The sequence below is a fragment of the Mycobacterium sp. 4858 genome (assembly GCF_900240975.1).
In the GTDB taxonomy this organism is placed as follows: Bacteria; Actinomycetota; Actinomycetes; order Mycobacteriales; family Mycobacteriaceae; genus Mycobacterium.
In genome coordinates this window covers 3,452,957-3,476,659 of sequence record NZ_LT968776.1, presented here as the reverse complement: position 1 = coordinate 3,476,659, position 23,703 = coordinate 3,452,957, and the positions used below count along the sequence as shown (strand labels likewise).

At 68.3% G+C, this 23,703-nt stretch carries 26 protein-coding genes and 1 tRNA gene; 12 read left to right on the top strand and 15 right to left on the bottom strand.

What is annotated here, in order from left to right:
• The first annotated feature begins 6 nt into the window (after nucleotides 1-6).
• Entirely contained in the window at nucleotides 7-1,575 is a 1,569-nt protein-coding gene (locus C1737_RS25170) for a dolichyl-phosphate-mannose--protein mannosyltransferase (protein WP_102419735.1), read from the top strand.
• A 115-nt stretch (nucleotides 1,576-1,690) separates the two neighbouring features.
• Nucleotides 1,691-2,539 (top strand): DUF559 domain-containing protein, encoded by an 849-nt coding sequence (locus tag C1737_RS25165; RefSeq protein WP_199182931.1) that lies wholly within the window; start codon nucleotides 1,691-1,693, stop codon nucleotides 2,537-2,539.
• Between the two features lie 53 nt (nucleotides 2,540-2,592).
• Here the strand turns inward: C1737_RS25165 and arcA are convergent, their stop codons facing one another.
• A complete protein-coding gene (arcA, locus tag C1737_RS25160; RefSeq protein ID WP_369807553.1) occupies nucleotides 2,593-3,846 on the bottom strand; it encodes an arginine deiminase in 1,254 nt (417 codons plus the stop codon).
• 28 nt (nucleotides 3,847-3,874) lie between these two features.
• On the opposite strand from arcA, the gene C1737_RS25155 reads away from it, so the two are divergent.
• Nucleotides 3,875-4,471 (top strand): alpha-ketoglutarate-dependent dioxygenase AlkB, encoded by a 597-nt coding sequence (locus C1737_RS25155; protein ID WP_199182929.1) that lies wholly within the window; start codon nucleotides 3,875-3,877, stop codon nucleotides 4,469-4,471.
• A gap of 14 nt (nucleotides 4,472-4,485) precedes the next feature.
• On the opposite strand, the gene C1737_RS25150 is transcribed toward C1737_RS25155, so the two are convergent.
• From C1737_RS25150 to C1737_RS25140, 3 genes are read right to left on the bottom strand one after another with little or no spacing between them, the layout of a single operon-like run.
• A complete protein-coding gene (locus C1737_RS25150) occupies nucleotides 4,486-5,139 on the bottom strand; it encodes a DUF5642 family protein (protein WP_102419732.1) in 654 nt (217 codons plus the stop codon).
• 28 nt (nucleotides 5,140-5,167) lie between these two features.
• Nucleotides 5,168-5,860 carry a DUF5642 family protein gene (locus C1737_RS25145; RefSeq protein ID WP_102419731.1) on the bottom strand — a complete coding sequence of 231 codons (693 nt, stop codon included), beginning with the start codon at nucleotides 5,858-5,860 and terminating at the stop codon, nucleotides 5,168-5,170.
• 26 nt (nucleotides 5,861-5,886) lie between these two features.
• Nucleotides 5,887-6,837 (bottom strand): GNAT family N-acetyltransferase, encoded by a 951-nt coding sequence (locus tag C1737_RS25140; protein WP_102420119.1) that lies wholly within the window; start codon nucleotides 6,835-6,837, stop codon nucleotides 5,887-5,889.
• Nucleotides 6,838-7,321: 484 nt separating this feature from the next.
• Between C1737_RS25140 and C1737_RS25135 the strand changes: the two genes are divergently transcribed.
• Entirely contained in the window at nucleotides 7,322-8,062 is a 741-nt protein-coding gene (locus C1737_RS25135) for a class I SAM-dependent methyltransferase (protein ID WP_102419730.1), read from the top strand.
• A gap of 5 nt (nucleotides 8,063-8,067) precedes the next feature.
• On the opposite strand, the gene C1737_RS25130 is transcribed toward C1737_RS25135, so the two are convergent.
• The 3 genes from C1737_RS25130 to C1737_RS25120 all read right to left on the bottom strand — a co-directional run bounded on the left by C1737_RS25130 (nucleotide 8,068) and on the right by C1737_RS25120 (nucleotide 10,840).
• Nucleotides 8,068-8,319 carry a hypothetical protein gene (locus tag C1737_RS25130; RefSeq protein WP_067919652.1) on the bottom strand — a complete coding sequence of 84 codons (252 nt, stop codon included), beginning with the start codon at nucleotides 8,317-8,319 and terminating at the stop codon, nucleotides 8,068-8,070.
• An 85-nt stretch (nucleotides 8,320-8,404) separates the two neighbouring features.
• The gene (locus C1737_RS25125; protein WP_102419729.1) at nucleotides 8,405-9,550 is read right to left on the bottom strand and encodes a M20/M25/M40 family metallo-hydrolase; all 1,146 of its coding nucleotides are present in this window, start codon (nucleotides 9,548-9,550) and stop codon (nucleotides 8,405-8,407) included.
• Nucleotides 9,551-9,619: 69 nt separating this feature from the next.
• Nucleotides 9,620-10,840, bottom strand: a complete 1,221-nt coding sequence (locus C1737_RS25120; protein WP_102419728.1) for a cytochrome P450 — start codon at nucleotides 10,838-10,840, stop codon at nucleotides 9,620-9,622.
• A gap of 190 nt (nucleotides 10,841-11,030) precedes the next feature.
• Here C1737_RS25120 and C1737_RS25115 point away from each other — a divergent pair, with 190 nt between their 5' ends.
• The 3 genes from C1737_RS25115 to C1737_RS25105 all read left to right on the top strand — a co-directional run bounded on the left by C1737_RS25115 (nucleotide 11,031) and on the right by C1737_RS25105 (nucleotide 13,075).
• Complete coding sequence (locus C1737_RS25115; RefSeq protein WP_102419727.1) at nucleotides 11,031-11,579, top strand: TetR/AcrR family transcriptional regulator; 549 nt, start codon at nucleotides 11,031-11,033, stop codon at nucleotides 11,577-11,579.
• A 66-nt stretch (nucleotides 11,580-11,645) separates the two neighbouring features.
• Entirely contained in the window at nucleotides 11,646-12,254 is a 609-nt protein-coding gene (locus C1737_RS25110) for a TetR/AcrR family transcriptional regulator (protein WP_102419726.1), read from the top strand.
• Nucleotides 12,251-13,075, top strand: a complete 825-nt coding sequence (locus C1737_RS25105) for a hypothetical protein (protein WP_067921381.1) — start codon at nucleotides 12,251-12,253, stop codon at nucleotides 13,073-13,075. Before C1737_RS25110 ends, C1737_RS25105 begins: the two co-directional genes overlap by 4 nt.
• A gap of 287 nt (nucleotides 13,076-13,362) precedes the next feature.
• On the opposite strand, the gene C1737_RS25100 is transcribed toward C1737_RS25105, so the two are convergent.
• The 3 genes from C1737_RS25100 to tpx form a co-directional block, all read right to left on the bottom strand.
• A complete protein-coding gene (locus tag C1737_RS25100) occupies nucleotides 13,363-14,238 on the bottom strand; it encodes a glycine betaine ABC transporter substrate-binding protein (RefSeq protein WP_102419725.1) in 876 nt (291 codons plus the stop codon).
• 15 nt (nucleotides 14,239-14,253) lie between these two features.
• On the bottom strand, nucleotides 14,254-15,039 hold the full coding sequence (locus C1737_RS25095) for a VOC family protein (RefSeq protein ID WP_102419724.1): 786 nt from the start codon (nucleotides 15,037-15,039) through the stop codon (nucleotides 14,254-14,256).
• Between the two features lie 217 nt (nucleotides 15,040-15,256).
• Nucleotides 15,257-15,751, bottom strand: a complete 495-nt coding sequence (gene tpx, locus C1737_RS25090) for a thiol peroxidase (RefSeq protein WP_102419723.1) — start codon at nucleotides 15,749-15,751, stop codon at nucleotides 15,257-15,259.
• A 223-nt stretch (nucleotides 15,752-15,974) separates the two neighbouring features.
• Between tpx and C1737_RS25085 the strand changes: the two genes are divergently transcribed.
• Nucleotides 15,975-16,880 carry a hypothetical protein gene (locus tag C1737_RS25085; protein WP_142393494.1) on the top strand — a complete coding sequence of 302 codons (906 nt, stop codon included), beginning with the start codon at nucleotides 15,975-15,977 and terminating at the stop codon, nucleotides 16,878-16,880.
• A 174-nt stretch (nucleotides 16,881-17,054) separates the two neighbouring features.
• On the opposite strand, the gene C1737_RS25080 is transcribed toward C1737_RS25085, so the two are convergent.
• The 5 genes from C1737_RS25080 to C1737_RS25060 all read right to left on the bottom strand — a co-directional run bounded on the left by C1737_RS25080 (nucleotide 17,055) and on the right by C1737_RS25060 (nucleotide 21,346).
• Nucleotides 17,055-17,130, bottom strand: a tRNA-Ala gene (locus tag C1737_RS25080).
• Between the two features lie 50 nt (nucleotides 17,131-17,180).
• Nucleotides 17,181-18,221 (bottom strand): gephyrin-like molybdotransferase receptor GlpR, encoded by a 1,041-nt coding sequence (glpR, locus tag C1737_RS25075; RefSeq protein WP_102419721.1) that lies wholly within the window; start codon nucleotides 18,219-18,221, stop codon nucleotides 17,181-17,183.
• A 164-nt stretch (nucleotides 18,222-18,385) separates the two neighbouring features.
• Nucleotides 18,386-19,039, bottom strand: coding sequence for a GNAT family N-acetyltransferase (locus tag C1737_RS25070; protein WP_199183010.1), 654 nt, complete (start codon nucleotides 19,037-19,039; stop codon nucleotides 18,386-18,388).
• A gap of 21 nt (nucleotides 19,040-19,060) precedes the next feature.
• The gene (glp, locus tag C1737_RS25065; protein WP_067921392.1) at nucleotides 19,061-20,353 is read right to left on the bottom strand and encodes a gephyrin-like molybdotransferase Glp; all 1,293 of its coding nucleotides are present in this window, start codon (nucleotides 20,351-20,353) and stop codon (nucleotides 19,061-19,063) included.
• A gap of 81 nt (nucleotides 20,354-20,434) precedes the next feature.
• Nucleotides 20,435-21,346: a UTP--glucose-1-phosphate uridylyltransferase gene (locus C1737_RS25060; RefSeq protein WP_102419720.1), complete on the bottom strand. Its 912-nt coding sequence runs from the start codon at nucleotides 21,344-21,346 to the stop codon at nucleotides 20,435-20,437.
• A 76-nt stretch (nucleotides 21,347-21,422) separates the two neighbouring features.
• On the opposite strand from C1737_RS25060, the gene C1737_RS25055 reads away from it, so the two are divergent.
• The 4 genes from C1737_RS25055 (at nucleotide 21,423) to mscL (ending at nucleotide 23,699) form a co-directional block, all read left to right on the top strand.
• Nucleotides 21,423-22,022: a 5-formyltetrahydrofolate cyclo-ligase gene (locus tag C1737_RS25055; RefSeq protein ID WP_067921396.1), complete on the top strand. Its 600-nt coding sequence runs from the start codon at nucleotides 21,423-21,425 to the stop codon at nucleotides 22,020-22,022.
• An 88-nt stretch (nucleotides 22,023-22,110) separates the two neighbouring features.
• The gene (locus C1737_RS25050) at nucleotides 22,111-22,425 is read left to right on the top strand and encodes an FmdB family zinc ribbon protein (protein ID WP_067921397.1); all 315 of its coding nucleotides are present in this window, start codon (nucleotides 22,111-22,113) and stop codon (nucleotides 22,423-22,425) included.
• 67 nt (nucleotides 22,426-22,492) lie between these two features.
• Nucleotides 22,493-23,173, top strand: a complete 681-nt coding sequence (locus tag C1737_RS25045; protein WP_102419719.1) for an SAF domain-containing protein — start codon at nucleotides 22,493-22,495, stop codon at nucleotides 23,171-23,173.
• Between the two features lie 67 nt (nucleotides 23,174-23,240).
• Nucleotides 23,241-23,699 carry a large-conductance mechanosensitive channel protein MscL gene (mscL, locus tag C1737_RS25040; protein ID WP_067921402.1) on the top strand — a complete coding sequence of 153 codons (459 nt, stop codon included), beginning with the start codon at nucleotides 23,241-23,243 and terminating at the stop codon, nucleotides 23,697-23,699.
• Nucleotides 23,700-23,703: the final 4 nt, after the last annotated feature.

Here is a 23,703-nt window from a genome sequence, read left to right as displayed (position 1 = left end):
ACACCGATGTCCGCCCCGCCCCGCGAAACCCCGGTCGCCGGCCAGGAGCGCGTCGTGCCCGTCGTCAGCCCGGGGCCGATGGTTCCGGTGGCCGATTTCGGGCCGACCGATCAGATTCGCGGCTGGGTCGTGACGGGCGTGATCGCCGTGCTGGCCGCGATCAGCCGGTTCCTCAACCTGGGTTCGCCGACCGATGCCGGCACGCCCATCTTCGACGAGAAGCATTACGCGCCGCAGGCCTGGCAGGCGTTGCACAACCACGGGGTCGAGGACAACCCCGGGTTCGGCCTGGTGGTCCATCCGCCGGTCGGCAAGCAACTGATCGCGATCGGTGAGGCGGTCTTCGGCTACACCGGCGTCGGCTGGCGATTCACCGGCGCCCTGCTCGGCGTGGTGCTGGTCGTGCTGGTGATGCGGATCGTGCGGCGGATCAGCCGCTCGACGCTGGTCGGCGCCATCGCCGGCGTGCTGGTGATCTGCGACGGCGTCAGCTTCGTCACCGCCCGGACCGCCCTGCTCGACGGCATCCTCACCTTCTTCGTGGTCGCGGCGTTCGGCGCGCTGATCGTCGACCGGGACGAGGTGCGCCGGCGCATGCACGTCGCGCTGCTCGAGGGCCGCGCCGCCGAGACGCTGTGGGGCCCGCGGCTGGGGGTGCGCTGGTGGCGGTTCTCTGCGGGCGTCCTGCTCGGATTGGCGTGCGGGACAAAGTGGTCCGGTGTGTATTTCGTGCTGTTCTTCGGCGCGATGTCGTTGGCCTTCGACGTCGCGGCGCGGCGCCAGTACCAGGTGACCCGGCCGTGGGCGGGGATGTGGGGCCGGGATCTGATCCCCACCGTCTACGCGCTGGTGCTCATCCCGTTCGCCGTCTATCTGGCCAGCTACGCGCCCTGGTTCGCGTCCGAGACGGCGATCGATCGGCACGAGGTCGGTCAGTCCATCGGCCCCCGTTCGGTGGTCCCGCTCCCGGACGCCATCCGCTCGCTATGGCACTACACCGCCATGGCGTTCAAATTCCACAAGAGCCTGACGAACGCCGCCGGTAACCACCACCCGTGGGAGTCCAAGCCGTGGAGCTGGCCGATGTCGTTGCGGCCGGTGCTGTACGCGATCGACCAGCAGAACGTCTCCGGATGCGGCGGGCAGTCGTGCGTCAAGGCGGAGATGCTGGTGGGCACCCCGACCATGTGGTGGCTGGCCGTGCCGGTCCTGCTCTACGCCTGCTGGCGCACCTTCGTCCGCCGCGACTGGCGTTATGCCGTTGTGCTGACCGGGTATTGCGCCGGGTGGCTGCCCTGGTTCGCCGACATCGACCGGCAGATGTACTTCTTCTACGCGGCGACGATGGCGCCGTTCCTGGTGATGGGGATCGCCCTGATATGTGGGGACATTCTCTATCCGCCCGGCCGGACGCGCGGTCTCACCCAGGAGCGACGCACGCTGGGGCTGATCGCCGTCTGTTGTTACGTCGCGTTGGTGGTGACCAATTTCGCCTGGCTGTTCCCGGTGCTCACCGGGCTGCCGATTTCGCAGCAGACGTGGGACATGGAGATCTGGCTGCCCAGCTGGCGCTGATGGCTTTGCCCGCCGTTCGTCGCCGAGATTGCCGTGAGGGCTGCGCTTCGCACGCTGTCCACAACCCTGGCGGCAATGTGGACGCGAGATCGGTCGTGGCGTCCATGATGGGCGCGTGGCGGGGACCTTTATCGGAAGCGAAGCGATAGCGGGCGGTTCGCTCACGCGCGGCCAATTGCGTTGGCGCTACCGGCGAATCCATCGCGACGTGTACGTGCCGAAGAATGCGCCCAGGTCGCTTCACGACAATATCTGGGCGGCCTGGCTGTGGTCGGGCAGGCGGGCGATCATCGCCGGCCGGGCGGCCGCCGCGCTGCACGGGGCGAAATGGGTCGACGACCTCGCGCCCGTCGAGATCATCGGGCCTTTCCACCACCCGCCACCCGGCGTCATCATCCGCCGCGAACGCATCAGCGCAGAGGATGTCGTCGACCTCGATGGGCTACCGGTCACCAGCCCGACGCGCACGGCTTTCGACCTGGGACGCCATCTAACGCGCGGTCTCGCGGTGGCCCACCTTGACGCGTTGTCGGCCGCGACCGGCCTCGCCCCGGCCGACGTGGCTCCGCTCTTCGCCCGCAATAAGGGGGTCCGGGGCGTTCGGCGATGCCGGGCAGCCCTGTCCCTGATGGACGGGGGTGCACAGTCGCCGAAGGAAAGCTGGCTGCGCCTCGTGTTGATCGACGCCGGCTTGCCGCGGCCCACCACGCAGATCAGAGTGACCGACGGTCGGCTGGTCGCCTACCTGGACATGGGGTGGGAAGAACCGATGGTGGCGCTGGAGTACGACGGCGAACAGCACCGCACCGATCGCGGCCAGTATGTGAAAGACATTCGCCGGGCCGAGATCGTGGGAAGCCTCGGCTGGACCGTGATCAGGGTCATCAACGAGGACCGCCCCAGCGTCATCGCCCGGCGGGCCCGCGAGGCGCTGGCCCGCCGTTCGTCGCCGAGATTGCCGTGAGGGTTGCGGTTCGGCCCCCAGCGACGACCATGGCGGCAATCTCAGCGCAACGGCTACAGCGGATCGCGGGCGACCGGACAGGACATGCAGCGGGGGCCGCCGCGGCCGGTGCCCAGCTCGGACCCCGCGATGGTCAGCACCTCGATGCCCGCGTCCAGCAGGCGGGCGTTGGTCTGGGCGTTGCGCTCGTAGGCGACGACGACCCCCGGCGCCAACGCCAGGGTGTTGTTGCCGTCGTCCCACTGCTCCCGCTCGGCGATCACGGGGTCCAACCCCGTGTCGATCACCCGCAGCCGGTCGATCTCCATCGCCTTGGCGGCGGCCTCCAGAAACGGAGCCTCATCGCTGATCGCCACACCGTCCGGCGTGCGCTCGATGGTGAACGCCGACAGCGTGTCGACCACATTGGCGTACATCACCACGGTGTCGATGTCGACCATCGTGCACACCGTGTCCAGGTGCATCTGCGCACGCCGCTGCGCGATCGGCACGGCGAGCACCTTGTGGGCCAGGTCGTCGTCGAAAAGGCTGCGGGCCAACGCTTCCGCGCCCGCCGGGGTGGTGCGTTCACCGACGCCGACCGCGACCACACCGGGAGCGAGCAGCAGCACGTCGCCGCCCTCGACCGGGGCGGTGCGCGACTCGTAGGCGCGCCGTACCCCGGTGAACCGCGGGTGATGCGCGTAGATCAGATCGGTCAGCGACGCCTCGCGGACCCGGGCGCGCAGCGCCAGCGTGGGGATGACCACCCGCGGGCCGATCCATATCGACGAGTCGCGGGTGAACACCAGGTTGGGCAGCGGCTCGATGACGAAGTCCGCCCCCTGGTGCATGCGCAGCACCAGCGACACGTCGGTCCGGATGTCCGAGGGCAGTTCGTTGAACGTCATGCCGGCCATCAGCACCTGAGCCAGCCTGCCCGGGTCCAGCCCGCGCAGGTAGGACGAAAGCGCTTGCGCCAGGGGCACTCCGAGCCTCCGCGCGTCGACCGCGGCGGCGACGCCCTGCATCCGCGCCGCCCCGCTGTGGGTCAACGCCTCGGCCAGCAGGTCCGACAACAGCAGCACCTCGACGCCCCGTGACCGCAGCAGCGCGGCGAAGCGGTCGTGTTCGTCCTGCGCGCGCGCGACCCAGGGCAGCCCGTCGAAGAGCAACTGATCCATGTTGCGCGGATTGAGCCGCCGCAGCTCGCCGCCCGGTCGATGCAGGATCACGACCCGCAGCGTGCCCACCTCGGAATTGGTGCCCAGCTCAACCACACCCACAAGGAAAACGGTAGCCGCTCGGACGGCCGGTCCCCTCTTCATCGAACGGATGTGCGATAGACTGGCCGCCGTGGAGATCGCGGTACAAGGCTCCCTGTTCGCACACACCGAGCGCAGAGAACTCGGTGACGGCGCCTTCATCGAGATCCGCGCGGGCTGGCTCACCGACGCCGACGATCTGCTCGACGGCCTGCTGTCGGGCGTGCCCTGGCGGGAGGACCGCCGCAAGATGTACGCCGGGGTGGTCGCCGTGCCGCGGCTGGTGATCTTCCACGCCCTGCCCGTGGAGGCCCCGCCGCACCCGCTGCTGGCCAGGCTGCGGCGCCGGCTCAACGACATCTACGCGGGCGAGCTCGGTGAGCCGTTCACCACCGTCGGGTTGTGCTGCTACCGCGACGGCTCGGACAGCGTCGCCTGGCACGGCGACACCATCGGGCGCAGCAGCTCCGAGGACACCATGGTGGCGATCGTCAGCCTGGGCGCCACCCGCACCTTCGCCATGCGGCGGCGCGGTGGCGGGCCGTCGTTGCGGCTGCCCCAGGCGCACGGCGACCTGCTGGTGATGGGGGGCTCGTGCCAGCGCACCTGGGAGCATGCCGTGCCCAAGACGACCACACCGGTGGGCCCGCGCATCAGCATCCAGTTCCGGCCGCGCGGCGTGCGTTAGGCCCGGCCCATTCGCTAGCCGCGGACCGACTTCACCGCGCTGACGAGCAAGTCGCGGGCGCGTTGCGTATCGACCGGCGCGACCGGCTGCCCGGGGACCACCAGCGGATTGGCGGTGACGATCACCTGGTAGTCACCGAATTGGGCCGAATAGTCGTAGAGCTCGCCCGTGCGGGCACCGCCCGGGGCCAGGGCCTGCAGGACGCGGTGCACCCCCAGCGTGCGGGCCCCGTCGATGTGCGGCGCGTCGACCACCTCGAGGCCGCCACGCAATTGCGGTCCGGTGAACGCCACCTTGGCGCACTCTTTGCCGGGGTCGTTGAACGGCAAGGCTTTTGAGGTTTCCACGGCGATGACGACGAATCGGTTGCCCTTGCCCTCGGCGGAGACGGCGGCCATGTTGCCCTGCAGGTCGGGGGGCATCTCCGGTCCCGTCGCCGCCTTGGCGCAATTGGCCGGGTCGAACGTGAGGCCCTCCGGGAGCTTGCGGCCGGAGAGCACCTTGGGATCGATCCCCCGCTCCCCGATGTCGGTGACCTTGAACTCCGGCCCGAAGCTCGACTTCACGTCGGCGACCTTCTTGATGTCGACGTCCGCCGAGCTAGGCCCCCCCGACGAGCACCCGGCGAGCACCCCCACCGCCGCGCCCGTGACCGCCACTTTGAACACCGTGGCTAATCTACCGAAGGCCGGCGCGTCAGCTGCGCAACGTGGACACCGTTTTGACGAGCAGATCGGCGGCGAATTGCGGCGGCAGCGCTGGGACCACCGAACCCGGATCGGTGGTCAGCGTGGTGAACGCGTAGAAGTTGCCCAGGTATGCGATGAAGGTGTATGTGCGCGAATCAATCTCGGTGCCCGACTCGACGGACGACTTGACGTCGGCCACCATGCCGAGGGTTTGGGCGCCGTCGATGCGGGGAGCGTCGATGAGGTGCACGCTCGCCGTGCTGCGTGCGACGGTCATGGTCCACTGGCCGCACGCGGCGACCACGTCGTCGGGCCGGACCACCGGCCCCGGCAAAGCCACCACCACCGCGTCGACGATGCCGCCGCTGCCCGAGGCGGACACTCCCTGCGCCGACTGGTCACGTCCGTTGCCGGGGTCGGCCAGCGCCCCGCATTGCGGCGGCCGCACCTTGGTGTCCGAAGCATTGGGCCCCAGGCTCCAGATCACTTGCGGGGACGCCCCGCTCGGGATGCCCGTGGTCGCCTCGTAACCGGGCGGCAGCTCGCGAACCACCCGCTTGATGTTGGCCGGGTTGACCGCCGTCGGCGGTGGCGCCTTCGTGGGCGTCGGCGACGGGGCGGGCGCCGGTGCGTGGGTGCACGCGGCCACCAGCAACGCCAGCGCGGGAGTTGTCACCGCGCCAAACCGGAACGGCCGCATGCTCGTTCGTAGCACCGGGTGCGGCGTCAGCCGACCACCTCGATCATCTGGCGGGCGACGTGCTCGATCTGGGCGGCCACGTCGCGCCGAAAACCGTGGTCACGCCGGCGCGGGACGTCGATGACGGTGGTGATGACGCCGACGTCCTCGCGCTGCCAGATCGCGCCGTGATGGTCCATGATCGTCCGCATCGGCAGGTTATCGGAAAGCATTCGGGCCGAGAATCTTTCGACGCCGGCGACCCGGGCGGCAATGGACAGGGCGTTGATCAGAAAGGTGCCGATCCCGCGCCCCTGATAGGCGTCGGCGACGGTGAACGCGATCTCGGCGACGTTGCGGTCACCTTCGTCGCGCACGTAGCGCGCGTCGGCCACCGGGTTCCCTGAGTCGATCACCACCCAGACGAAGTGGTCGACGTAGTCGACCTCCGAGAGGTAGTGCATCAGCGCCGGGGTGGGAAGGCGCGGTGTCATGAACCGCCGGTACAGCGTCTCGCTGGAGAATTGGATGTGCCCGTGCACGGTTCGCTCGCTGTCGCCGGGCAGCACCGGCCGCAGCATCAGGTCTGTTCCATCGCGGACACGAATGGGGATCGGCGTGATGAACGCGGCGAGACGCTGGCGCACCGTGCGCAGCAGCCGCTCCATGACCCCGGGGATGTGGACCATACGGACGAAGGCGTCGTTGTCGCCGATCCACCCGGTCAGCGGGCCGGCGGTGGTGACGGTAGCGGTCCGCGGGATGTGCCGCAGCAGGGCGATCTCCCCGATGAGCATCCCGGGAAAGGCGTGCTCCACGATGACCACGCCGTCATCGCCGACATGGGCGATCTCCACGATTCCCGAGGAGATGAGCAGGAAGGAGACCGCCTGCTCGCCCTGCTGCATCAGCACCTGGCCGGGCGCGGCGCGCAGCGGTTGCAGCGACGCGGCCAGCGGCGCCAGATCGGCGGTCGGACACCCCTCGAAGATGTCCATCGCCGCCAGCTCGTCGGCCCGCGCGCCGGTCAAGGCCACCGCGATAGCCCGCCGTTCATGCCCTCACGGCGCGGGTCTGCGCGTCGCGATGACCGCCGCTCTGCCATGACCTGCCCGCCTGCGTCGCCGTCGTCTACCGCGCCAGGCCGAGTCCCCTGGCCGCGGTCGGATGTTGCCCAGGTTATGGGCTGGCTTCCAACCGCGGCAAGGAATGCGCGTCGGCCGTAGGTGTCCGCGAGGCCGCGAGGCATGATGAGCGGGTGAGCGAGCCCACCGCAGTTCACCGCGCCCGGCCGGCGCTGGGCCGCGCAAGGTGCGGGTGGGCGGCCTCTGGTTCGACGTCTCGACCGAACGACAGGTCGTCGACACCGTAGGGGCGGCCTGGGCCGCCCGCCGGGCAGCCGGATCGTGCCGGATCGGCGGAAAAATGGGGATCCACCCGCGGGTTATCCCAACACGTGCACACCCGAACGAAAGCGATGAAATGAGCCAGGACGCAGTCGGATTGACCCGGGGTCTGCTGACCGAGCCCGCCGTGCCGCGGCACGGATTCCTCGACGTACTGGGCGAATCGACGAGCTCGCCGGCCCCGACGCTCGCGCAGCGCGCCATGAACAGCCCCCTGGTCGCCACGGTCTACGAACGGCTGTGGCGCCCGGCCGCGTTCTACGCGGCCAGCGGTGTCACCACGGGCGCCGAGCAGCGGCGCGCGGCGTCGACGCTTCGGCTGTCCACCGCGCACAGACTGCTCGACGTCGCCTGCGGCCCAGGCAACTTCACCGGCTCGCTGGCAGAACAACTACCGGATGGCGGACTCGCGGTCGGCTTCGACATCTCCGAGCCGATGCTCACGCGGGCCGTCCTGGACAACAGCACCCCGCGGACCTGCTACGTGCGCGGCGACGCCCGCGCGTTGCCGTTCGCCGACGCGACGTTCGACGCGGTCTGCTGCTTCGGCGCGCTGTACCTGATGCCCGAACCGTTCAACGTCGCACGCGAAATGGTGCGGGTGCTCAAGCCCGGGGGCCGGATCGCGGTCCTCACCAGCTACGTCCCCGACCTGCCCGGAATCCGGCACGCGATGACCGCCGGTGCCCGCGTCATCGGGCTCTCGATGTTCGACCGGCACGCCTTCGTCGACCTGTTCTCGTCGGCCGGGCTGATCGACATCGAGCAACAGACCCAGCGCGCGCTGCAGTTCGTTGCCGCGGCAAAGCCGGGCTGACGGGACTAGGAAGCCGCCTTGCACACGCCGAGCACCCGGACCACCGGCGTGCCCGCCTCGCACTCGAGTACCCACGGGGCACCGCCGTCGAGGGCCTCGGAGGTGAGCGTGAACATCACCGGCTGACCGCTGCGCTGTGTCATCTGCGTGCATTCCACCCGGAACAGGCGATAGTCACCGCGTTCACCGATGGCGAGCGAAAAGCCCGGCCGCACCGACTCGACCGGCACCTTCTGCAGGTAGTAGTCAACGTTCATCCGTCGACCGTAGGACGGGTATTCCGACGCGCCCGGCGCCGCCACGCGCCTCTTAGTCAATGTTCAGGCAATTTTTGGGGCCGCATTAGTCTTCGTCCCGGGCATGCGCACCGGGCTGCAGCACGAACTCGGCGATGATCGACGCCATGTCGTCGATGGCGCTGCGCGAGATGACTTCATAGCCGTGCGTGCTCAGCGTGGGCACGCACAGCAGACCCGCACGCGGTGTCAGCCCGTTGGCCTTCGAGTGCGACGCGTCGGATTCGAAGGCGCCCAACACCGCCGCCTGCGGGGACAACCCAAGGTCGGCGGCGATGCCCATCAGCCGGTCGGCGACGTCCTTGTCGTAGACGCACAACGCGTCGCTGTAGCCGACGATGGGGCCGCCGGTGACGCTGGTGCCGTACTCGCGCTCGGTGGGGCCGACCTCGAGGGCCAGGGTGAGGGTGCCGGGCAGCGACCCGCTGGCGTACGTCCCGCCCACCCCGCCGATCTCCTCGTTGGTGGTGAACACGAGATACACGTCGTCGACGGGCCGTTGGGCGCGCTCGCGCAACAGGCGTGCGGCGCGCAGCAGGGCGGTCGCCGCGGCCCGGTCGTCGAGGAAGTAGCAGCCCAGGTAACCGCCGAACTCGACGAGCGTCCGCTTGGTGCGGTCGACGCACACGCGGGTGCCCGGGCGCACCCCGGCGACCTCCAATTCGTCGGTGCTCAGCCCCGTGAAGACGTAGACGTGGTCCCAGTCCAGCGCCTTGTCGCCCTGGTCGGGCTTGGTCTGCCAGATCCGCTGGCTCTCCTGGGTGGTGTGTTCGGAGCCGAGCGTCAACACCGCGGTCAGCGTCTCGTGCTCGCCGAGCACGGCGACCGGGCCGAGGCCGAAGTTGCCGGGATACATCGTGCCCAGCTGGGTCACATGCAGGGTGCCATCCGGTTCCACCCGCTTGACGAGCATGGACAGCTCGTCCAGGTGCGCCATGACTCGCGTCGCGACGCCGGGCTCGGCCGCCGAGGACACCCGGTGGCGGTGCACGCGCCCGGCGTCGTCGCCCGGGGGCGTGGCGGCGATGTACCCGATCAGGTTGCCGGCGTCGTCGGTCCACATGTCGTCGACGACGGGTTGCAGTTCGCGGGCGCACACCGCGCGGACGTCGGCTTCCTGGCCGCACGGCCCGTAGGCCCACAGCAGTTCCTGCAACAGGCCGTCGGTGGCGGTGTGCTCGCGCGTCGGCATGCGGTCCTTTCGGATTCGTGACTCGGTCCGAAGAGATCAGTACCCGCGTCAAGTGGCGGGCAATCGCGCTTACGCGTACGCGAGTTCCAGGCGTTCGAGGCGCCGCACCAGGAGACTGGGGAGCCACTTTCCGACGTCGGCGGCCGTGATGTTCGACGTCCGCGCGAGCAGCTCGCCCAGGACGATGTTCGCCTCCAGTCGCGCCAGCGCCGCTCCGACGCAGAAGTGGATTCCCTTGCCGAAGCTGATGTGTCCCTTCCCCGCAGGCCGATCGAGTCGAAACTCTTCCGGATCGTCGAAGTGCGCGGGATCCCTGTTCACCGCTCCCCACAACAGAAGCAGCCGCGAACCCGACGGTAATTCGGCGCCGCATAGTTCGGTGTCGTTGACGACGTGCCGGTAGTGGCCCCGGAAAGGCGGTTCGTAGCGCAGCACCTCTTCCAGGAACGCCCCGAGCAAATCCGGCCGATCGCGCACCTGCCGCTGGACGTCCGGCCGCGTCGCCAAAACCCAAGCGGCAGAACCGATCAAGGAGGCGGTCGATTCACCCCCTGCACTGAACAAGGTGATCATGATCGCTAGCGCGGCCAAGTCGTCCAGTTCGCCGGAGGCGCACGCGACGGCGAGGTCTCCCAGCAGATTGTCCTGTGGGTGGCTTGCCGCGTTCCGGAACTGTTCGGTGACGTAGCCACTGAGCTCCATCACGGCCACCCCGGCGGCATCCAGCTGATCTCGGGTGACCAGCCCTTCGACCACCTGGGTGGCGGAGTAACCCCATTGGATGATCTTGTCGATGTCGGCGTCGGGGACACCGATGATCCTCCCGACGATCATCATGGGTAGCCGATTGGCCATCGCGCTCATCCATTCGATGCGTCCGCCTCGCGCGTGGCGATCCCACAGGCGGGCAGCGGTGTCGGCGATGAATGGCTCGAAGGCGCGGATGCGCTTCGCCGCCAGCTGTGGGAGCAACATCTTTCGATGCGCCGAATGGACCGGTTCGTCAGCGGTCGCCAACGCTTGAGTGGGACCGCCGAGTTCTCCCATGGGGAAGGCGTCGACGCCGCCGGCGGGCTGATAAATCATCGTCGCCGTCAGGTTGGACGAGAAGTCGGCACAGCGTGCGACAACCTCGTTCACGGCTTCCCAACTGCTCACCGCATAGAAGCCGGATTCGCCGATGCGATGGACGTGTCCGGCCCGGTGCATTTGTTCGTAGAGCAACTGCGGATTTTGGATGAACCGCTCGTCGAACAGCGCGAGCCCGAGGCCGCCGGCATTCGAATCCATTGCTCAACGCTGAGTTCCCACGACATCTGCCGTCAATGGACATGCCGAAAGTTGCAATCCGCAGGGCCATCCTGGCGCGTCCGCCGTCTCACCTGCGTTGAGCTAGCTGCGCCGATGCTGGAACATATGGCTGAGCTCGTCTCAGATGTGAGAACGCATGGACCCGACTACTCAGGGGAGGGAAACGCCCATGGCCGGCCATGACTGGGTCCTCGGTGGCGATCGTCGGGCCGCCGCGGCGGATCGTATCTACGCTGCCGCGACCGATCTCGTGCTACGCGAGGGGCTGGATGCGTTCGACATCGACTCCCTGGCGGCGCGGGTGCACTGCTCAAGAGCCACCATCTATCGCTACGCGGGCGGCAAGGCCCAGATCCGAGACGCGGTGCTGATCCGCCTGTCGGCCGGGATCATCGAGACGGTTCGGCGTGCCGTGGATGGGCTGAGCGGCCCCGACCGCGTCATCACCGCCGTCACCGTCGCACTCGAACAGATCAGGACGGACCCGCTGCGGCGGCTGATGCTCAGTCCGGGCAGTTCCCCGGATCTTGGCGAGTTGCATTCGTCCCCGGTGCTCAGTCACCTCGCCGCCGAGCTCACGGGAATCGCCGACGACCCGGAGGCGGCGCAGTGGATCGTGCGCGTGGTGTTGTCCCTGGCTTACTGGCCGCTCGCGAACAGTCGCGTCGAACGAAGAGTCTTGGAGCGGTTCCTGGCTCCGGGCTTCACACGTGGGTGAACGGGCGGTGCCATTCGCTGACGGCCGTCATTGACGATCGTCAGCGAATGGCGGTACCGTCCGTCCATGGAGTCGTCGCACGCCCCAGCGGTGGCCGAGGCATCGGCCGTTGGCGCACGGGAGGCGCGCCGGCTGGAAACCCGGGCGCGCCTGTTCGACGCCGCGTTGACCGAATTCGCGCGGAGGGGGCTGGCCGCCGCCGACGTGAGCGCGATCGCCGCCGCGGCCGGCGTGGTGCGCGGAACGTTCTACTTCCACTTCCCCACCAAGGAGCACGTTCTCGCCGAGTTGGAGCGCAACGAGGAAACCCGGATCATCAGCGAACTCGGCGACGCCAAGGGTGATCTTGCATCGGTATTGTCGAAGCTCGTCGCTCACGTGCTGGCCGCCGAAAGTCGTTTGGGTGCAGCGGTTTTCCGCGACATGCTCGGTCTGCACTTCTCGTCGTCGCGTCCGGTCGAGGACGAGCTGGCGCAACACCCGCTCGCGGGATTTCTGGTGGGCGTGATCGCCCGGGCGCAATCCGCGGGGCAGGCCCGCACGGAGATTGACGCCGCGGAACTCGCGACGTTCTTCCTGACCGGGCTGTTCGCCCTGCTGGCCACCGGAACACCCGACCCGGCGCAGTTAAGCCGTTACGTGACAACGATTGTCAAGGGAATGGAGAAGCGATGAACGGTACGGGCATCGAGGGCTACCGGGAATTCTTGGCCCGACGTGACGGCGAGGCCGACCTGCTCAACCGGCGGTTGGCGAATCGCGAGCGATTCTTCGCTCAACTCGAGGCCAATCCGGTCCGGTCGGCCCACCCTGTCGATCAACAGACATTCCATCGCAACCTGCGCCGCCGTCGCCCGGAGGCCGGGCTGGACAGGAAAATGCTGTTCCTCTTGGCGACGGCCAAGCTGAATCAGGCGGAACGGTTCGGCGTCGGGCTTGGCGAAACCTATGGGCGCAACAGCGATCAGAACCTGCCGCCCGAAAACGTCTACCTCGAGCTCGAGGAGCATTACCACACCCGCCTACTCGCGTATGCGCTCGACATCTTCGATCTGACGTTCCAAGTGGTTCCCCCGCCTTTCGTGATGCGACAGTTCGTCAAAACCGGGGTCTTCATGCCCGCACGGTTGGGCTTCCTGTTCGTCGGGGCCGCAGAGATGGCGGGCTGCATCATGTTCGACGAATTGCGCCGCGCCGGCAGGGAACTGTTCGCCGACGAACCGGACGTCGCCGAGCGAATCGAACTGCTCTACAGCGACATCCTGACCGACGAGATCGGTCACGTAGGGTACTGCGCATCGCGTTGCACCGCTGCGGAACGGGCGATCATGCGCCGCATCTATCCGCTCATCGGGCGCCTGTTCGCCGGCCAAACGGCCGAAATCAGCTTGCTGATCGATCCGAAGGCGTTGCACGCCCGGCTCGACCGGCCTTTCAACGTCGAAGAACTCACGGCCGACCTGGACAACGAAACGTATCTGGTCACTCACCCATGACGGGCAACCGCGCCGTGATCCCGCTCCGTCGGGAGCCAGGAAACGAAGGATCCGCCGAAAAGTGAATGGTTCCCGCTCGCCGACTATGGCCGGGGACCGCCCGCGGGGCAGACTCGACGTCGGAGGGGCTGAACCGAGTCCTATAGGAACGAGCCCGAGGCCAGGCCGTGCCGCTCAAGAAGAGGGCGGTAGCGCGAGGCATCACCCTTTCAGCCCCTCCCAAATCGGTCGATCCGGTCTGGGTGCGCAGCCAAGCAGTGGTACAGCGCGCCGCCCCACTATTTAGGTCAGCCGTTCCCGTCCGGGTCGCCGATCGCCCGGCCGAAATCACTGATCCTCGTCAGGCCGTAGCGCGCCGCGGTCGCGGCGGTCACGACGACGCCGTTCTTGTTCTCGGCCGGCGCCGGCTGCAGAGCCACAAGGCCCGTTCCCTGCAACGCCTGGTCGAGCGCCGCGTGGGCTTGGTGCGGATCCGAGATCGGGCTCCCGCTGTCGTCCAGGTACGCGAGGAGGCTGCCCACGTACTCGGGGATGAGGCCGACTGTGCCGTCGCGGAGCAACGGAAAGTACGTGTCGCGGTTGCCGATCTCGAGGCGCCGCTCGACCGGAAAGCCTGCGTCCGCCAGCGCGTGGGCGTAAAGCTCGGCCACGGTCACGCTCTCGGCGAAGTTGGCCGACCCGATGACGATCGCCGGTCGGTCCCTCCGCGGTGCGCGTGGCGGCAGGCCGTACCGCCTCTCGGTCAGGAATTCGGCCGCCGCCGCCGCCGGAGATGCCCCGCCCAGGACGCGGCCATTGAGGTCGGCGAGGCGCTCGGTCGTGAGTTCCGCGCTCACGGCATCGATGGTCTCGGCGAGGCCATCGCCGTGCGCGACGCGCACCTCGTCGCGCAGGATCGGCGTCACGCTCTCGGCGGGCTGAGCGTGCAGGTCATCCTCGAGCAGAACGAAGTCGCCGGCGAGCAGGCGCGGATCGGTCGTGAAGAGCACGCCGACCTGAATCTCCCCCGTTGTGAGCGCGTCGACAGTGCGCGGCCCGCCGGCATCGGTGACACGAAATTCCTTGAAGGTAAGCCCGTACCGCGCGCGCAGCAGCGGCAGACAGAGCAGTTCGGTGGGGCACTCGGGACCGGAGCCGAACACCAACGTCTTGGCCAGGATCACGCCCGGCTCCGCGGTTCACGGGTCAAGCTTGTCGCTTTCGAAGACCAGGAAGCTCGCCCCCTGCGGGTCGCGCAGCAGGCTGAAGACACCCTTCGGCTGTTCGGTCGGCCCCGCGAGAACCGCACCGCCGGCGGCGATGGCGGCTGCGCCGGTCTCCGCGACGTCGGTCACGACGAAGTAGGGCAGCCAGCGCGAAGGTGCGCCGGCGTCCGCCGCCGTCAGACCGCGCAGCCCGCCGTTGTCCCGCGGTCCGACACGAATCACCCAGTAGGGCACCGGCATGCCGGCGAGGAACTCGATGCGCCAGTCGAACAGCCCCGAGTAGAAGGCGATCGCCGCATCGACATCCGGGGTGGCCAGCTCATTCCACGTCAGGTACCCGGGCTCGTTCACGCGGGTCGCGCCGAAGTACCGACCGGGCTCACAGAGGTGGATGACGGGCCCGTGCGGATCGCGCACGACCACCAACCTCCCTCGGTCTCCGAAATCCAGTGGCCCGGCGAGGATGCTGCCGCCCAACGCACGGGCACGGGCGGCCGCCGCGTCGACGTCGGCGACCGAGACGTGCGAGTTCCAGCGTGTCTCACCGCCGGCGGGGTCGCCCGCAGGCAGGGCATAGAGCCCGGCGACCTCCTCGCGTTCTCGGCAAAAGACCGTGTACGCGCGCCCGTCCGCCATGCGCCGCTCGTCCGGGGTCCAGCCGAAGAGCGTTCCATAGAACGCTGTGGCCGCCTCCGGCTCAGTCGTGGCAAGGTCGACCCAGCTGAACGTCCCCTCCGCGTACCCGGTGCGCGCTCCCATGAGGGGCAGCCTATCCAAGCGCTAACGGCGCTGCAGGCCCATCTGGCTGGAGACGCCAACCGATAGATTGCGCCGCTCATGCGCGTTCGACGATCGATCGCGATGCCGCCGCAGATCCAACTTCGTTGGCGCACTGAGTCGTCCCGGAATGGTCCCGTATTCATCGGAACCTTTGCGGTGACGCCCATCCGGCGGGCGGTACCACCCGCGACGACGCTCAGCTCAGCGCGGCCAGCGCAGAGTCGTAGTCAGGCTCCTGCTCGATTTCCGGGACCAACTCCGTGTACGCGACGTAGCCGTCGGCGTCAATCACCACGATGGCCCTTGCAAGGAGCCCGGCCATCGCGCCGTTGGTCATCGTGACGCCGTAGTCTTCGCCGAAGCTGTCACGGAACGCCGAAGCCGTCTTGACGTGCTCGATGCCCTCTGCACTGCAGAATCGTTGAAACGTGAAAGGCAGGTCTTTCGACACACAGAGCACGCACACACCGCTCGCGGCGGCGCGCTCGTTGAAGTGCCGTACGGTCGCCGCACAAACCGGCATGTCGACCGACGGAAAAATGTTCAGCACCAACGGTTTGCCGCGGAACTGCTCGATGCCGACCTCCCATAGGTCGTGGCCGGTCAAATTAAAGGTGGGGGCTTTAGATCCGAGGGCAGGCAGTTCGCCGACAGTGTTGATGGGATTTCCACTCAAGGTTATCTGTGCCATGGGCACAGTGTGCCAATTGCCGATCAGGCCCGCTCGAGTTACGTCGCGATCCCAGAGTTGACGGAGTCCTCGGTGACCAGTTGCACGTCGCAGGCAGGCTGATGCCGGCCTCCAGACACAACGTGCGGTAGCGAGAGCATCAGGCCAGCGCCCTCTAGGACGGTCGACATGAACGCGGCGCGAGGGCCAGCCGGCAGGGCGCATCTGGGTAATAATCATCCGCATGAGTGACGGACTCAAACGCCGCTGGCAACGTGCAACTCAGCTCACTTATCTCAGCACTTTCGAACGCAGACTCAACCGATCGCTCTGGGGTCTGGCATGGGTTGCGTTGATCTACTCCGTTGCCGAGCATGTTTGGCTGGCCGACAATCCCGAAGCCTTCCCAGGTGCTGAGCGGCTCGGCGACCTTCTTTTCCACCTCGCACTCGAATACGTGACGGCATTCATTTTCTACCTGCTGATAGTCCGGCTGCCGTTGCGGCGAGATCGCCAAAACATCTACAGGAACCTAGAACCGTTGCTATCTCGCGTCGTCGGCGAGGCGACCGCCCTCATGGGCACGTTGCACCAAGCGGCCGGGTTCGATAGCCAACGAGAGAATACGTTGGCGCACGTCCAAGAGACCTGTAGCAAGATTGGGCCCGAAACGCCTACGAAGATGCTGATCGCGTCGGCCGCCCCAGCCGCACACGCGCCCATGCTTGACGCGATTCACTATCATATGGAGCGCGCCCGCCGTGTGAATTCCGAAATTCTCGACCTTTCAGCGTTCGTCGCGTCAGATGTCATCAGCATTGTGAACGACATCGAAAACCGGGGCTATTTCAGCGCATTCGAGTTCGTCTATCCGTTGTTCAAGGTCAACCAGCTCAGTAAGTCCGACCTGTCGTTTCTCTCTCGGCACATCTTCGACTACCTATTGCTTGCGGACCGACTGGACACCTACTGCCGCGACTTCCTTCCGGCGCCGGCACCGCGACCCGAGTACCTCATTTCGGGGACAGTGCGCGACAGCGACGAAGTTCCGCTAAGCCGCTTCTCGACCCCCGAACGAAGAGGGGAAGGGAACGGGGCCCCAAAGAAGCCCGCTGAAAAGCCCCGAGCCCCCCGGCCGGTTAACACCTGAACAGCGCACCAACCGCGATCACCGCGACTTCGTGTAGCGGCCGGGCCTACTGACACACACCCCGCTGCCCGCCACCTCAGAGGCATCCCGCCCGCTGAGTTCGAAGCCATCTTCGACGCCCCGAAAGGGAGCGCCCAAACACCGGTCGGAATTCGATAGCCGGAGCATCACATGTGGTGGAGCTAAGGGGATTCGAACCCCTGACCTACTCGATGCGAACGAGTCGCGCTACCAACTGCGCCATAGCCCCTGATCGCTAGCAGGCTACCAGCCGCAGCCCCAACCGCCGAAATGCGAGCACTACTCGCCGACGGCTCGCGGCAAGTCCCTGGGCCAGCCGTAGTTGCGCATCGGCATCGCGTAGTCCAGGTGCTCGAAGATCGGGTCCTCGTCGTCGATCTCGAGAACCACCGCGCCGGGGCGCCGCAGCCGCGACGGCACCACGTCGTAGTCGCGGTCGTAGGCGTTCTCCACGCCCATTCGCGCCCGGGCCATCCGCTGCATCCGGCGGCGACGGATCTTCTCCTCGATGCGGGTCTGCCGGCGCAGATACGCCAGGTAGACCAGCGTGACGGCGGTGGCGGTGCCGCAGGCCCACCAGGCGGTGGGCGAAATCTTGAACGCGGCCGTGGCCGTGCCGACCAGCACCACCGCCATCACCATCAGCACGCGCTTGCGGAACTTGTACTTCCGGGCGCTGACCGCGGCGGCGGCCTTGGCGTCAAACCGGCGGCGCCGCGAGGCGCTCCGCGGCACCGGCGCCGGCATCTCCTCCTCGTCGGCCTCGGCTTCGGCTTCCGGCTCGAGTCCGGAGGAGTCGTCGACGTATTCGTATCCCTCGTCGTCGTCTTCGCCGCCGCCGCGGGCGACCACGTCGGTGTCGGAGTCCTCGTCGGCCTCGTCGGCCTCGGCTTCTTCCTCGACGACCGCTTCGACGCCCGCCGGCAGCGCCTGCGAATCCTCGACGACATCGACGTCGAGGTAGTCGGGCTCGGTGCGCTCGGGCGTCGCGATCTTCATGACGACGGGGCGCGCGGCCCGCAGCTCCTCGGTGTCGTGCTCTTCGTCGTCGTCATCCCCGGCGAGGTCGCGCTCGTCGTCAACCTCGCTGTCGGCCGCCTCCTCCGGCGGCTTCCAGTTCGGGTCGGAGCGGTGACCGGCGGCCGGACCACTCCGCTTGATCAGGCGGGAATTCGCGCCACCGTTGAGGACGCGGGTCGCCAGCGCGACGTCGCTGGTGCGGCGCACGGCATCGCGTTTGCTGACCAGCATGGGCACCAAGACGAACAGCCAGAGCACTACGAGCGAGATCCACAACAGTGACTGCGGAATGCTTGGCATGACGACCTGCTCTCTTCGGTTCCGATCCCCGCGAAGCCCACCGGTGGCCAGCGCGGCCGGGTCTTAGTGACCAGGACAATTACACACCTGTAATTTGGCTCTCACAAGCACCACAAGTCACTCGTGTCGCGGTAGCCACACGCGGGCCGCGGCGCTTGGGGCGTTCAGACCCAGCTGGCCTGCCCGGCGCGGACCAGGGCCGAGGCCACCGATCCGGACACCTCTTCGGCCGTGATGGCCATCAGCAGGTGGTCGCGCCAGGCCTTGTCCACCTCGAGGTAGCGCTGCAGCAGCCCCTCCTGGCGGAACCCGACCTTCCCCAGGACCGCACGGCTGGCGGCGTTCTCGGGCCGCACCGTCGCCTCCACGCGATGCAGCATCACCGGGCCGAAGCAGTGGTCCAGGCCCAGCGCCAACGCCGCCGTGGCCACCCCACCGCCGGTCGCCGACCGCGGCACCCAGTAGCCGATCCACGCCGACCGCAACGCCCCGTGCGTGACATTGCCGATGGTCAGCTGTCCGCAGAACTGCCCGTCGAGCTCGATCACGTACGGCAACATGCGGCCCGCGCGGGCCTCCGCGCGCAAGCCGGAACACAGCGGCGGCCAGGCCGAAACCGTGTGCCGGCTCGTCCAGTCGCCCTCCGCGCTGGGCTCCCACGGCTCGAGGTGCGCGCGGTCGGCCAACCGGATGCGGCTCCACTGGGTGCCGTCGCGCATCCGCACCGCCCGTAACCGCACCACTCCCGCCGGAACCCGTAACGGACCCACGTCCAGCGGCCAACCCGGATGGCGGGCGTTGGTGCGCAACCGGTTCACCAGCGTGCGGAGCGGTTGCACTTAACCGCGCTGAGCCAGGAAGGCGACGTCGACGATCTCGCCGGTGCGGATTTGTTCGGCGCCGCTGGGCACCACGACGAGGCAGTTCGCCTCGGCGAGGGTGGCCAGCAGGTGAGAGGACGCCCCGGGGGGACCGCCAAGCGCCTGCACCAGATACTCCCCGGTCTCCTGATCGCGCATCAGCTGGCCGCGCAGGTAGCCCTTGCGACCGGCGACCGACGCGATCGGGGACAGCGTGCGGGCCTGCACGATTCGGCGCATCGGCTGACGTTTGCCCAGCGAGAGGCGGATGAGCGGCCGCACCATCACCTCGAAGACCACCAGGGCGCTCACCGGGTTCGCGGGCAGCAGGAACGTGGGGACGCCGTCGCGGCCCAGCTGACCGAATCCCTGGACGGACCCGGGATGCATCGCGACGCGGACGACTTCCATCTCCCCCAGCTCGGAAAGCACCGAGCGCACCGGCTCGGCCGCGGCGCCCCCGACACCGCCGGCGATCACCACCACCTCGGAACGGTTGACCTGGCCCTCGACGACCTCGCGGAATTCGGCGGGATCGTTGCTGACGATGCCGATGCGGTTGACCTCCGCGCCGGCATCCCGGGCCGCCGCCGCCAACGCATAAGAGTTGACGTCGTACACCTGGCCGTTGCCCGGGGTGCGCGAGATGTCGACCAGCTCGCCTCCGACGGCCATCACCGTCACCCGGGGCCGCGGATGTACCAGCACGCGCTCGCGGCCGACCGCGGCCAGCAGGCCGACCTGGGCCGCGCCGATCACCGTGCCGGCGCGCACCGCGACGTCGCCGGGCTGCACGTCGTCCCCGGTGCGGCGCACGTACGCGCCCGACGGCGCGCCCCGCAGGATCCGCACCCGCGTGCTTCCGCCATCGGTCCAGCGCAACGGGATGACGGCGTCGGCCAGCGTGGGCAGCGGGGCGCCGGTGTGCACCCTGGCGGCCTGGCGGGGTTGCAGGCGGCTGGGCGTGCGCGCACCGGCCTCGACGGTTCCCATCACGGGCAGGACCAGGCCCTCGCGGCGGTCTTCGTCGAGCTCCGCGTCGCCGGGCGGCTCACCCAGGGCGTCGACGCCCACTTCGCCGACGCCCAGCACGTCGACGCTGCGCACCGCGTAACCGTCGATCGCGGCCTGATCGAAACCGGGCATCGGGCGCTCGGTGACGACTTCCTCGGCACACATCAATCCCTGCGCCTCGGCGATGGCCACCCGGATGGGCCGCGGAGCCACCGCGGCGGCCGTTATCCGGGCCTGCTGCTCCTCCACAGAACGCACAGCGCGCCTCTCTGCCCTACTGCCCTGACGGGCCGCTAACGACCTGACGGGCACCGTCGCGAGCCGGGCGTTGTAGACCGGCTACTTCTCGGCCAGGCCTAACCGCGCCACCAACCATCGCCGCAAATCGGGGCCGTAGTCGTCACGATCCAATGCAAAGTCAACCGCAGCCTTGAGGTAGCCGCCGGGATTTCCCAAGTCGTGTCGAGATCCGTGATGCACGACGACATGCACGGGGTGGCCCTCGGAAATGAGCAACGCGATCGCGTCGGTGAGCTGGACTTCGCCGCCCACGCCGCGGTCGACGCGGCGCAACGCGTCGAAGATGGCGCGGTCGAGCACGTAGCGGCCCGCCGCGGCCAACATCGAGGGGGCGTCCTCGCGCTTGGGCTTCTCGACCATGCCCTTGACCTTCAGCACGTCAGGGTTGTCGCCCCCGGGCACCGGCTCGACGTCGAAAACGCCGTAGGCGCTGATCTCCTCGGGCGTCACCTCGATGGCGCACAACACCGTGCCGCCGTACTGCGCGCGCACCTTCGACATCGTTTCCAGGACGCCGGTGGGCAGCACCAGGTCGTCGGGCAGCAGGACCATCACGGCGTCCTCGTCGGGCGCCAGGGCGGGCTCCACGCAGCTGATGGCGTGTCCCAGTCCGAGCGGCTCGGCCTGGACGACGGACTCGACCTTGATCAGCTGCGGGGCGCGGCGCACCTTGTCGAGCATCGCTTTCTTGCCGCGCGCCTCCAGCGTCCCCTCGAGGACCAGGTCCTCGACGAAATGCGCGACGACGCCGTCCTTGCCCTCGGAGGTGATGATCACCAGGCGGTCGGCGCCCGCCTCGGCCGCCTCGGCCGCGACCAGCTCGATGCCGGGGGTGTCGACGACCGGCAGCAACTCCTTGGGCACCGTTTTCGTCGCGGGCAGGAAGCGGGTACCAAGACCGGCGGCGGGCACGATCGCCGTGTGTGGGACCACCACTTTTGGGCTGGACATTGTTCACACGATAACCCGAACGCGGTTCGCCGAGTCGATGTGGCGCGGGCGAAGAGTCGGCTGCCATGGTTGACATATGGCGACCCCCAGCAAGGCCGCGTTGCGTTCGCAGCTGCAGGCGGCCCGGCGCCGCGTTGCCGACGACGTGCGGGCCCGCGAGGCGCGCATGCTGTGCGAGCACCTGGAAGGCGCGGAAAACGTCGTGAGCAGCGGCAACACGGTGTGCGCCTATGTGCCGGTGGGCGCCGAGCCCGGCTCGCTCGAAATGCTCGACGTGTTGCTGCGGCGCGCCGGACGGGTCCTGTTGCCGGTGGCGCGGACCACGGCCGACGACGCGCCGCAGCCGTTGCGCTGGGGCGAATACCGGCGCGGCGCACTGACCTCCGCGCGGTGGGGACTGCTGGAGCCGCCGGAGCCGTGGCTCGCGGCATCGGCGATCGCGGAGGCGAGCCTGATCCTGGTGCCGTCGTTGGCCGTCGACCGCCGGGGGGTGCGGTTGGGCCGGGGCCGCGGCTTCTACGACCGCTCGCTGGGCTATCGGGACCCGCGGGCGCGGCTGATCGCGGTGGTGCGCGACGCGGAGTTGGTGGACCGGTTACCCGCCGAGCGGCACGACGTACCGATGACCGATGCACTCACGCCGCGGGCCGGGTTCACCGCCCTCGATCCGCGGTGACCCATCGGGAATGAGTGACGTCACGTGGCGGTTCTAGCACTTGAGACGCTAGAGTGCTAACAAGCTTTGCAATCATCCGGAGGTATTCGTGCCGACTTACAGCTATCAGTGCACCGAGTGCGACGATCGCTTCGACATCGTGCAGGCCTTCACCGACGATGCGCTGACGACGTGTGAGCGCTGCTCCGGCCGGCTGCGCAAGCGCTTCAACTCCGTCGGGGTGGTGTTCAAGGGCAGCGGCTTCTACCGCACCGACAGCCGGGAGTCCGGCAAGAAGTCCACGACGTCGACCAACGGATCCTCGTCGACCGACTCCGGATCGAGCTCGGGTTCGAGCGAGAAGTCCACCTCCAGCGAGAAGTCGACCAGCAGCGCCACGGCGCCCGCCGCCGCGTCGAGCTGACGGGGTTATCCACAACCGCGCCTTCCGCGGCATTCGCCGCTGACCTCGCTGCGCCTACCGTTGCGGCGTGGGCGAATCGTCGCTGAATCCGGCCTTGTTGAGCCGCCTTTCGGGGTGGCTGCGTCCCGATTGGAGCCGGACCGTGCTGGCGCGGCGCGTCGCCGCGGGCGGCCTGGTCGTGCTGGCCGGCATAACCGCGCTGAGTTCCGACCCCGACGGTGACTACGCCGAGGTGGTGGTCGCCGATCACGACCTGGGGCCCGGCACTGCGTTGACCCTTGCCGACGTCCGGCTCGAAAAACGTTTGACGGCAACCGTTCCCGACGGGGCACGAACCGACGTGGGCGCCGTCGTCGGTTCCACGCTGGCCGGCCCTGCCCGGCGCGGCGAGGTCCTCACCGATGTGCGGGTGCTGGGCAGCCGACTGGCCGAGGCCGCGATCGCACCGAAGGCCGGGCCCGGCGCCCGCATCGTCCCGCTGCGTCTCGCCGACAGCGCCCTGATGGACCTCGTTCGCGTTGGCGACATCGTCGACGTGCTGGCCGCGCCGTCGACGGGGTCGCCGGAATCGCCCCAGGCCGCGCCCAAGGTGGTGGCCACCGACGCCGTCGTGGTGCTCGTGTCCGCCAAGCCGAAAGCCCAGGCAGGAGACGGGGACCGCGTAGTGTTGGTGGCGCTGCCGGCTCGCGTGGCGAACACGGTGGCGGGCTCGGCGCTGGGTCAGGCGGTGACCCTCACCCTGCACTGAGTGCCCCGCCGCCGTTGGTCGCGCAACCGACAGCAAACTCTGTCCAATCCCAGGAAGGACATCTGGAATGTTCAAAGGGTTCAAGGAGTTTCTGTCGCGGGGCAACATCGTCGACCTCGCCGTCGCGGTCGTCATCGGTACCGCCTTCACCGCGCTGGTCACCAAGTTCACCGATAGCATCATCACGCCGCTGATCAACCGGATCGGCGTCAAACAGCAGTCCAACGTCGGCATTTTGAAGATCGGCATCGGCGGCGGCCAGACCATCGACCTGAACATCCTGCTGTCGGCCGCGATCAACTTCGTGCTGATCGCCGCGGTCGTCTACTTCTTCGTCGTGCTGCCCTACAACACGCTGCGCAAGCGCGGTGAGGTGGAGCAGGCGGACGACGCCCAGGTCGTTCTGCTCACCGAGATCCGCGACCTACTCGCGCAGACCAACGGCGACCTGTCGGGCAAGCACGGCGGAGCGGGCACGACGCCCCCTCCAGACCACGGACCCCGCGCCGACGCCGAGTCGCGGTAGCGGA

What these genes read in the sequence shown, in the direction of transcription:
- C1737_RS25170 (WP_102419735.1), top strand. Translation starts at nt 7, where the DNA reads ATGTCCGCCCCGCCCCGCGAAACCCCGGTCGCCGGCCAGGAGCGCGTC.
- arcA (WP_369807553.1), bottom strand. Translation starts at nt 3,846, where the DNA reads ATGAAGAGGGGACCGGCCGTCCGAGCGGCTACCGTTTTCCTTGTGGGT.
- C1737_RS25145 (WP_102419731.1), bottom strand. Translation starts at nt 5,860, where the DNA reads ATGCGGCCGTTCCGGTTTGGCGCGGTGACAACTCCCGCGCTGGCGTTG.
- C1737_RS25140 (WP_102420119.1), bottom strand. Translation starts at nt 6,837, where the DNA reads ATGGACATCTTCGAGGGGTGTCCGACCGCCGATCTGGCGCCGCTGGCC.
- C1737_RS25135 (WP_102419730.1), top strand. Translation starts at nt 7,322, where the DNA reads ATGAGCCAGGACGCAGTCGGATTGACCCGGGGTCTGCTGACCGAGCCC.
- C1737_RS25130 (WP_067919652.1), bottom strand. Translation starts at nt 8,319, where the DNA reads ATGAACGTTGACTACTACCTGCAGAAGGTGCCGGTCGAGTCGGTGCGG.
- C1737_RS25125 (WP_102419729.1), bottom strand. Translation starts at nt 9,550, where the DNA reads ATGCCGACGCGCGAGCACACCGCCACCGACGGCCTGTTGCAGGAACTG.
- C1737_RS25120 (WP_102419728.1), bottom strand. Translation starts at nt 10,840, where the DNA reads ATGGATTCGAATGCCGGCGGCCTCGGGCTCGCGCTGTTCGACGAGCGG.
- C1737_RS25115 (WP_102419727.1), top strand. Translation starts at nt 11,031, where the DNA reads ATGGCCGGCCATGACTGGGTCCTCGGTGGCGATCGTCGGGCCGCCGCG.
- C1737_RS25110 (WP_102419726.1), top strand. Translation starts at nt 11,646, where the DNA reads ATGGAGTCGTCGCACGCCCCAGCGGTGGCCGAGGCATCGGCCGTTGGC.
- C1737_RS25105 (WP_067921381.1), top strand. Translation starts at nt 12,251, where the DNA reads ATGAACGGTACGGGCATCGAGGGCTACCGGGAATTCTTGGCCCGACGT.
- C1737_RS25095 (WP_102419724.1), bottom strand. Translation starts at nt 15,039, where the DNA reads ATGGGAGCGCGCACCGGGTACGCGGAGGGGACGTTCAGCTGGGTCGAC.
- tpx (WP_102419723.1), bottom strand. Translation starts at nt 15,751, where the DNA reads ATGGCACAGATAACCTTGAGTGGAAATCCCATCAACACTGTCGGCGAA.
- C1737_RS25085 (WP_142393494.1), top strand. Translation starts at nt 15,975, where the DNA reads ATGAGTGACGGACTCAAACGCCGCTGGCAACGTGCAACTCAGCTCACT.
- glpR (WP_102419721.1), bottom strand. Translation starts at nt 18,221, where the DNA reads ATGCCAAGCATTCCGCAGTCACTGTTGTGGATCTCGCTCGTAGTGCTC.
- C1737_RS25060 (WP_102419720.1), bottom strand. Translation starts at nt 21,346, where the DNA reads ATGTCCAGCCCAAAAGTGGTGGTCCCACACACGGCGATCGTGCCCGCC.
- C1737_RS25055 (WP_067921396.1), top strand. Translation starts at nt 21,423, where the DNA reads ATGGCGACCCCCAGCAAGGCCGCGTTGCGTTCGCAGCTGCAGGCGGCC.
- mscL (WP_067921402.1), top strand. Translation starts at nt 23,241, where the DNA reads ATGTTCAAAGGGTTCAAGGAGTTTCTGTCGCGGGGCAACATCGTCGAC.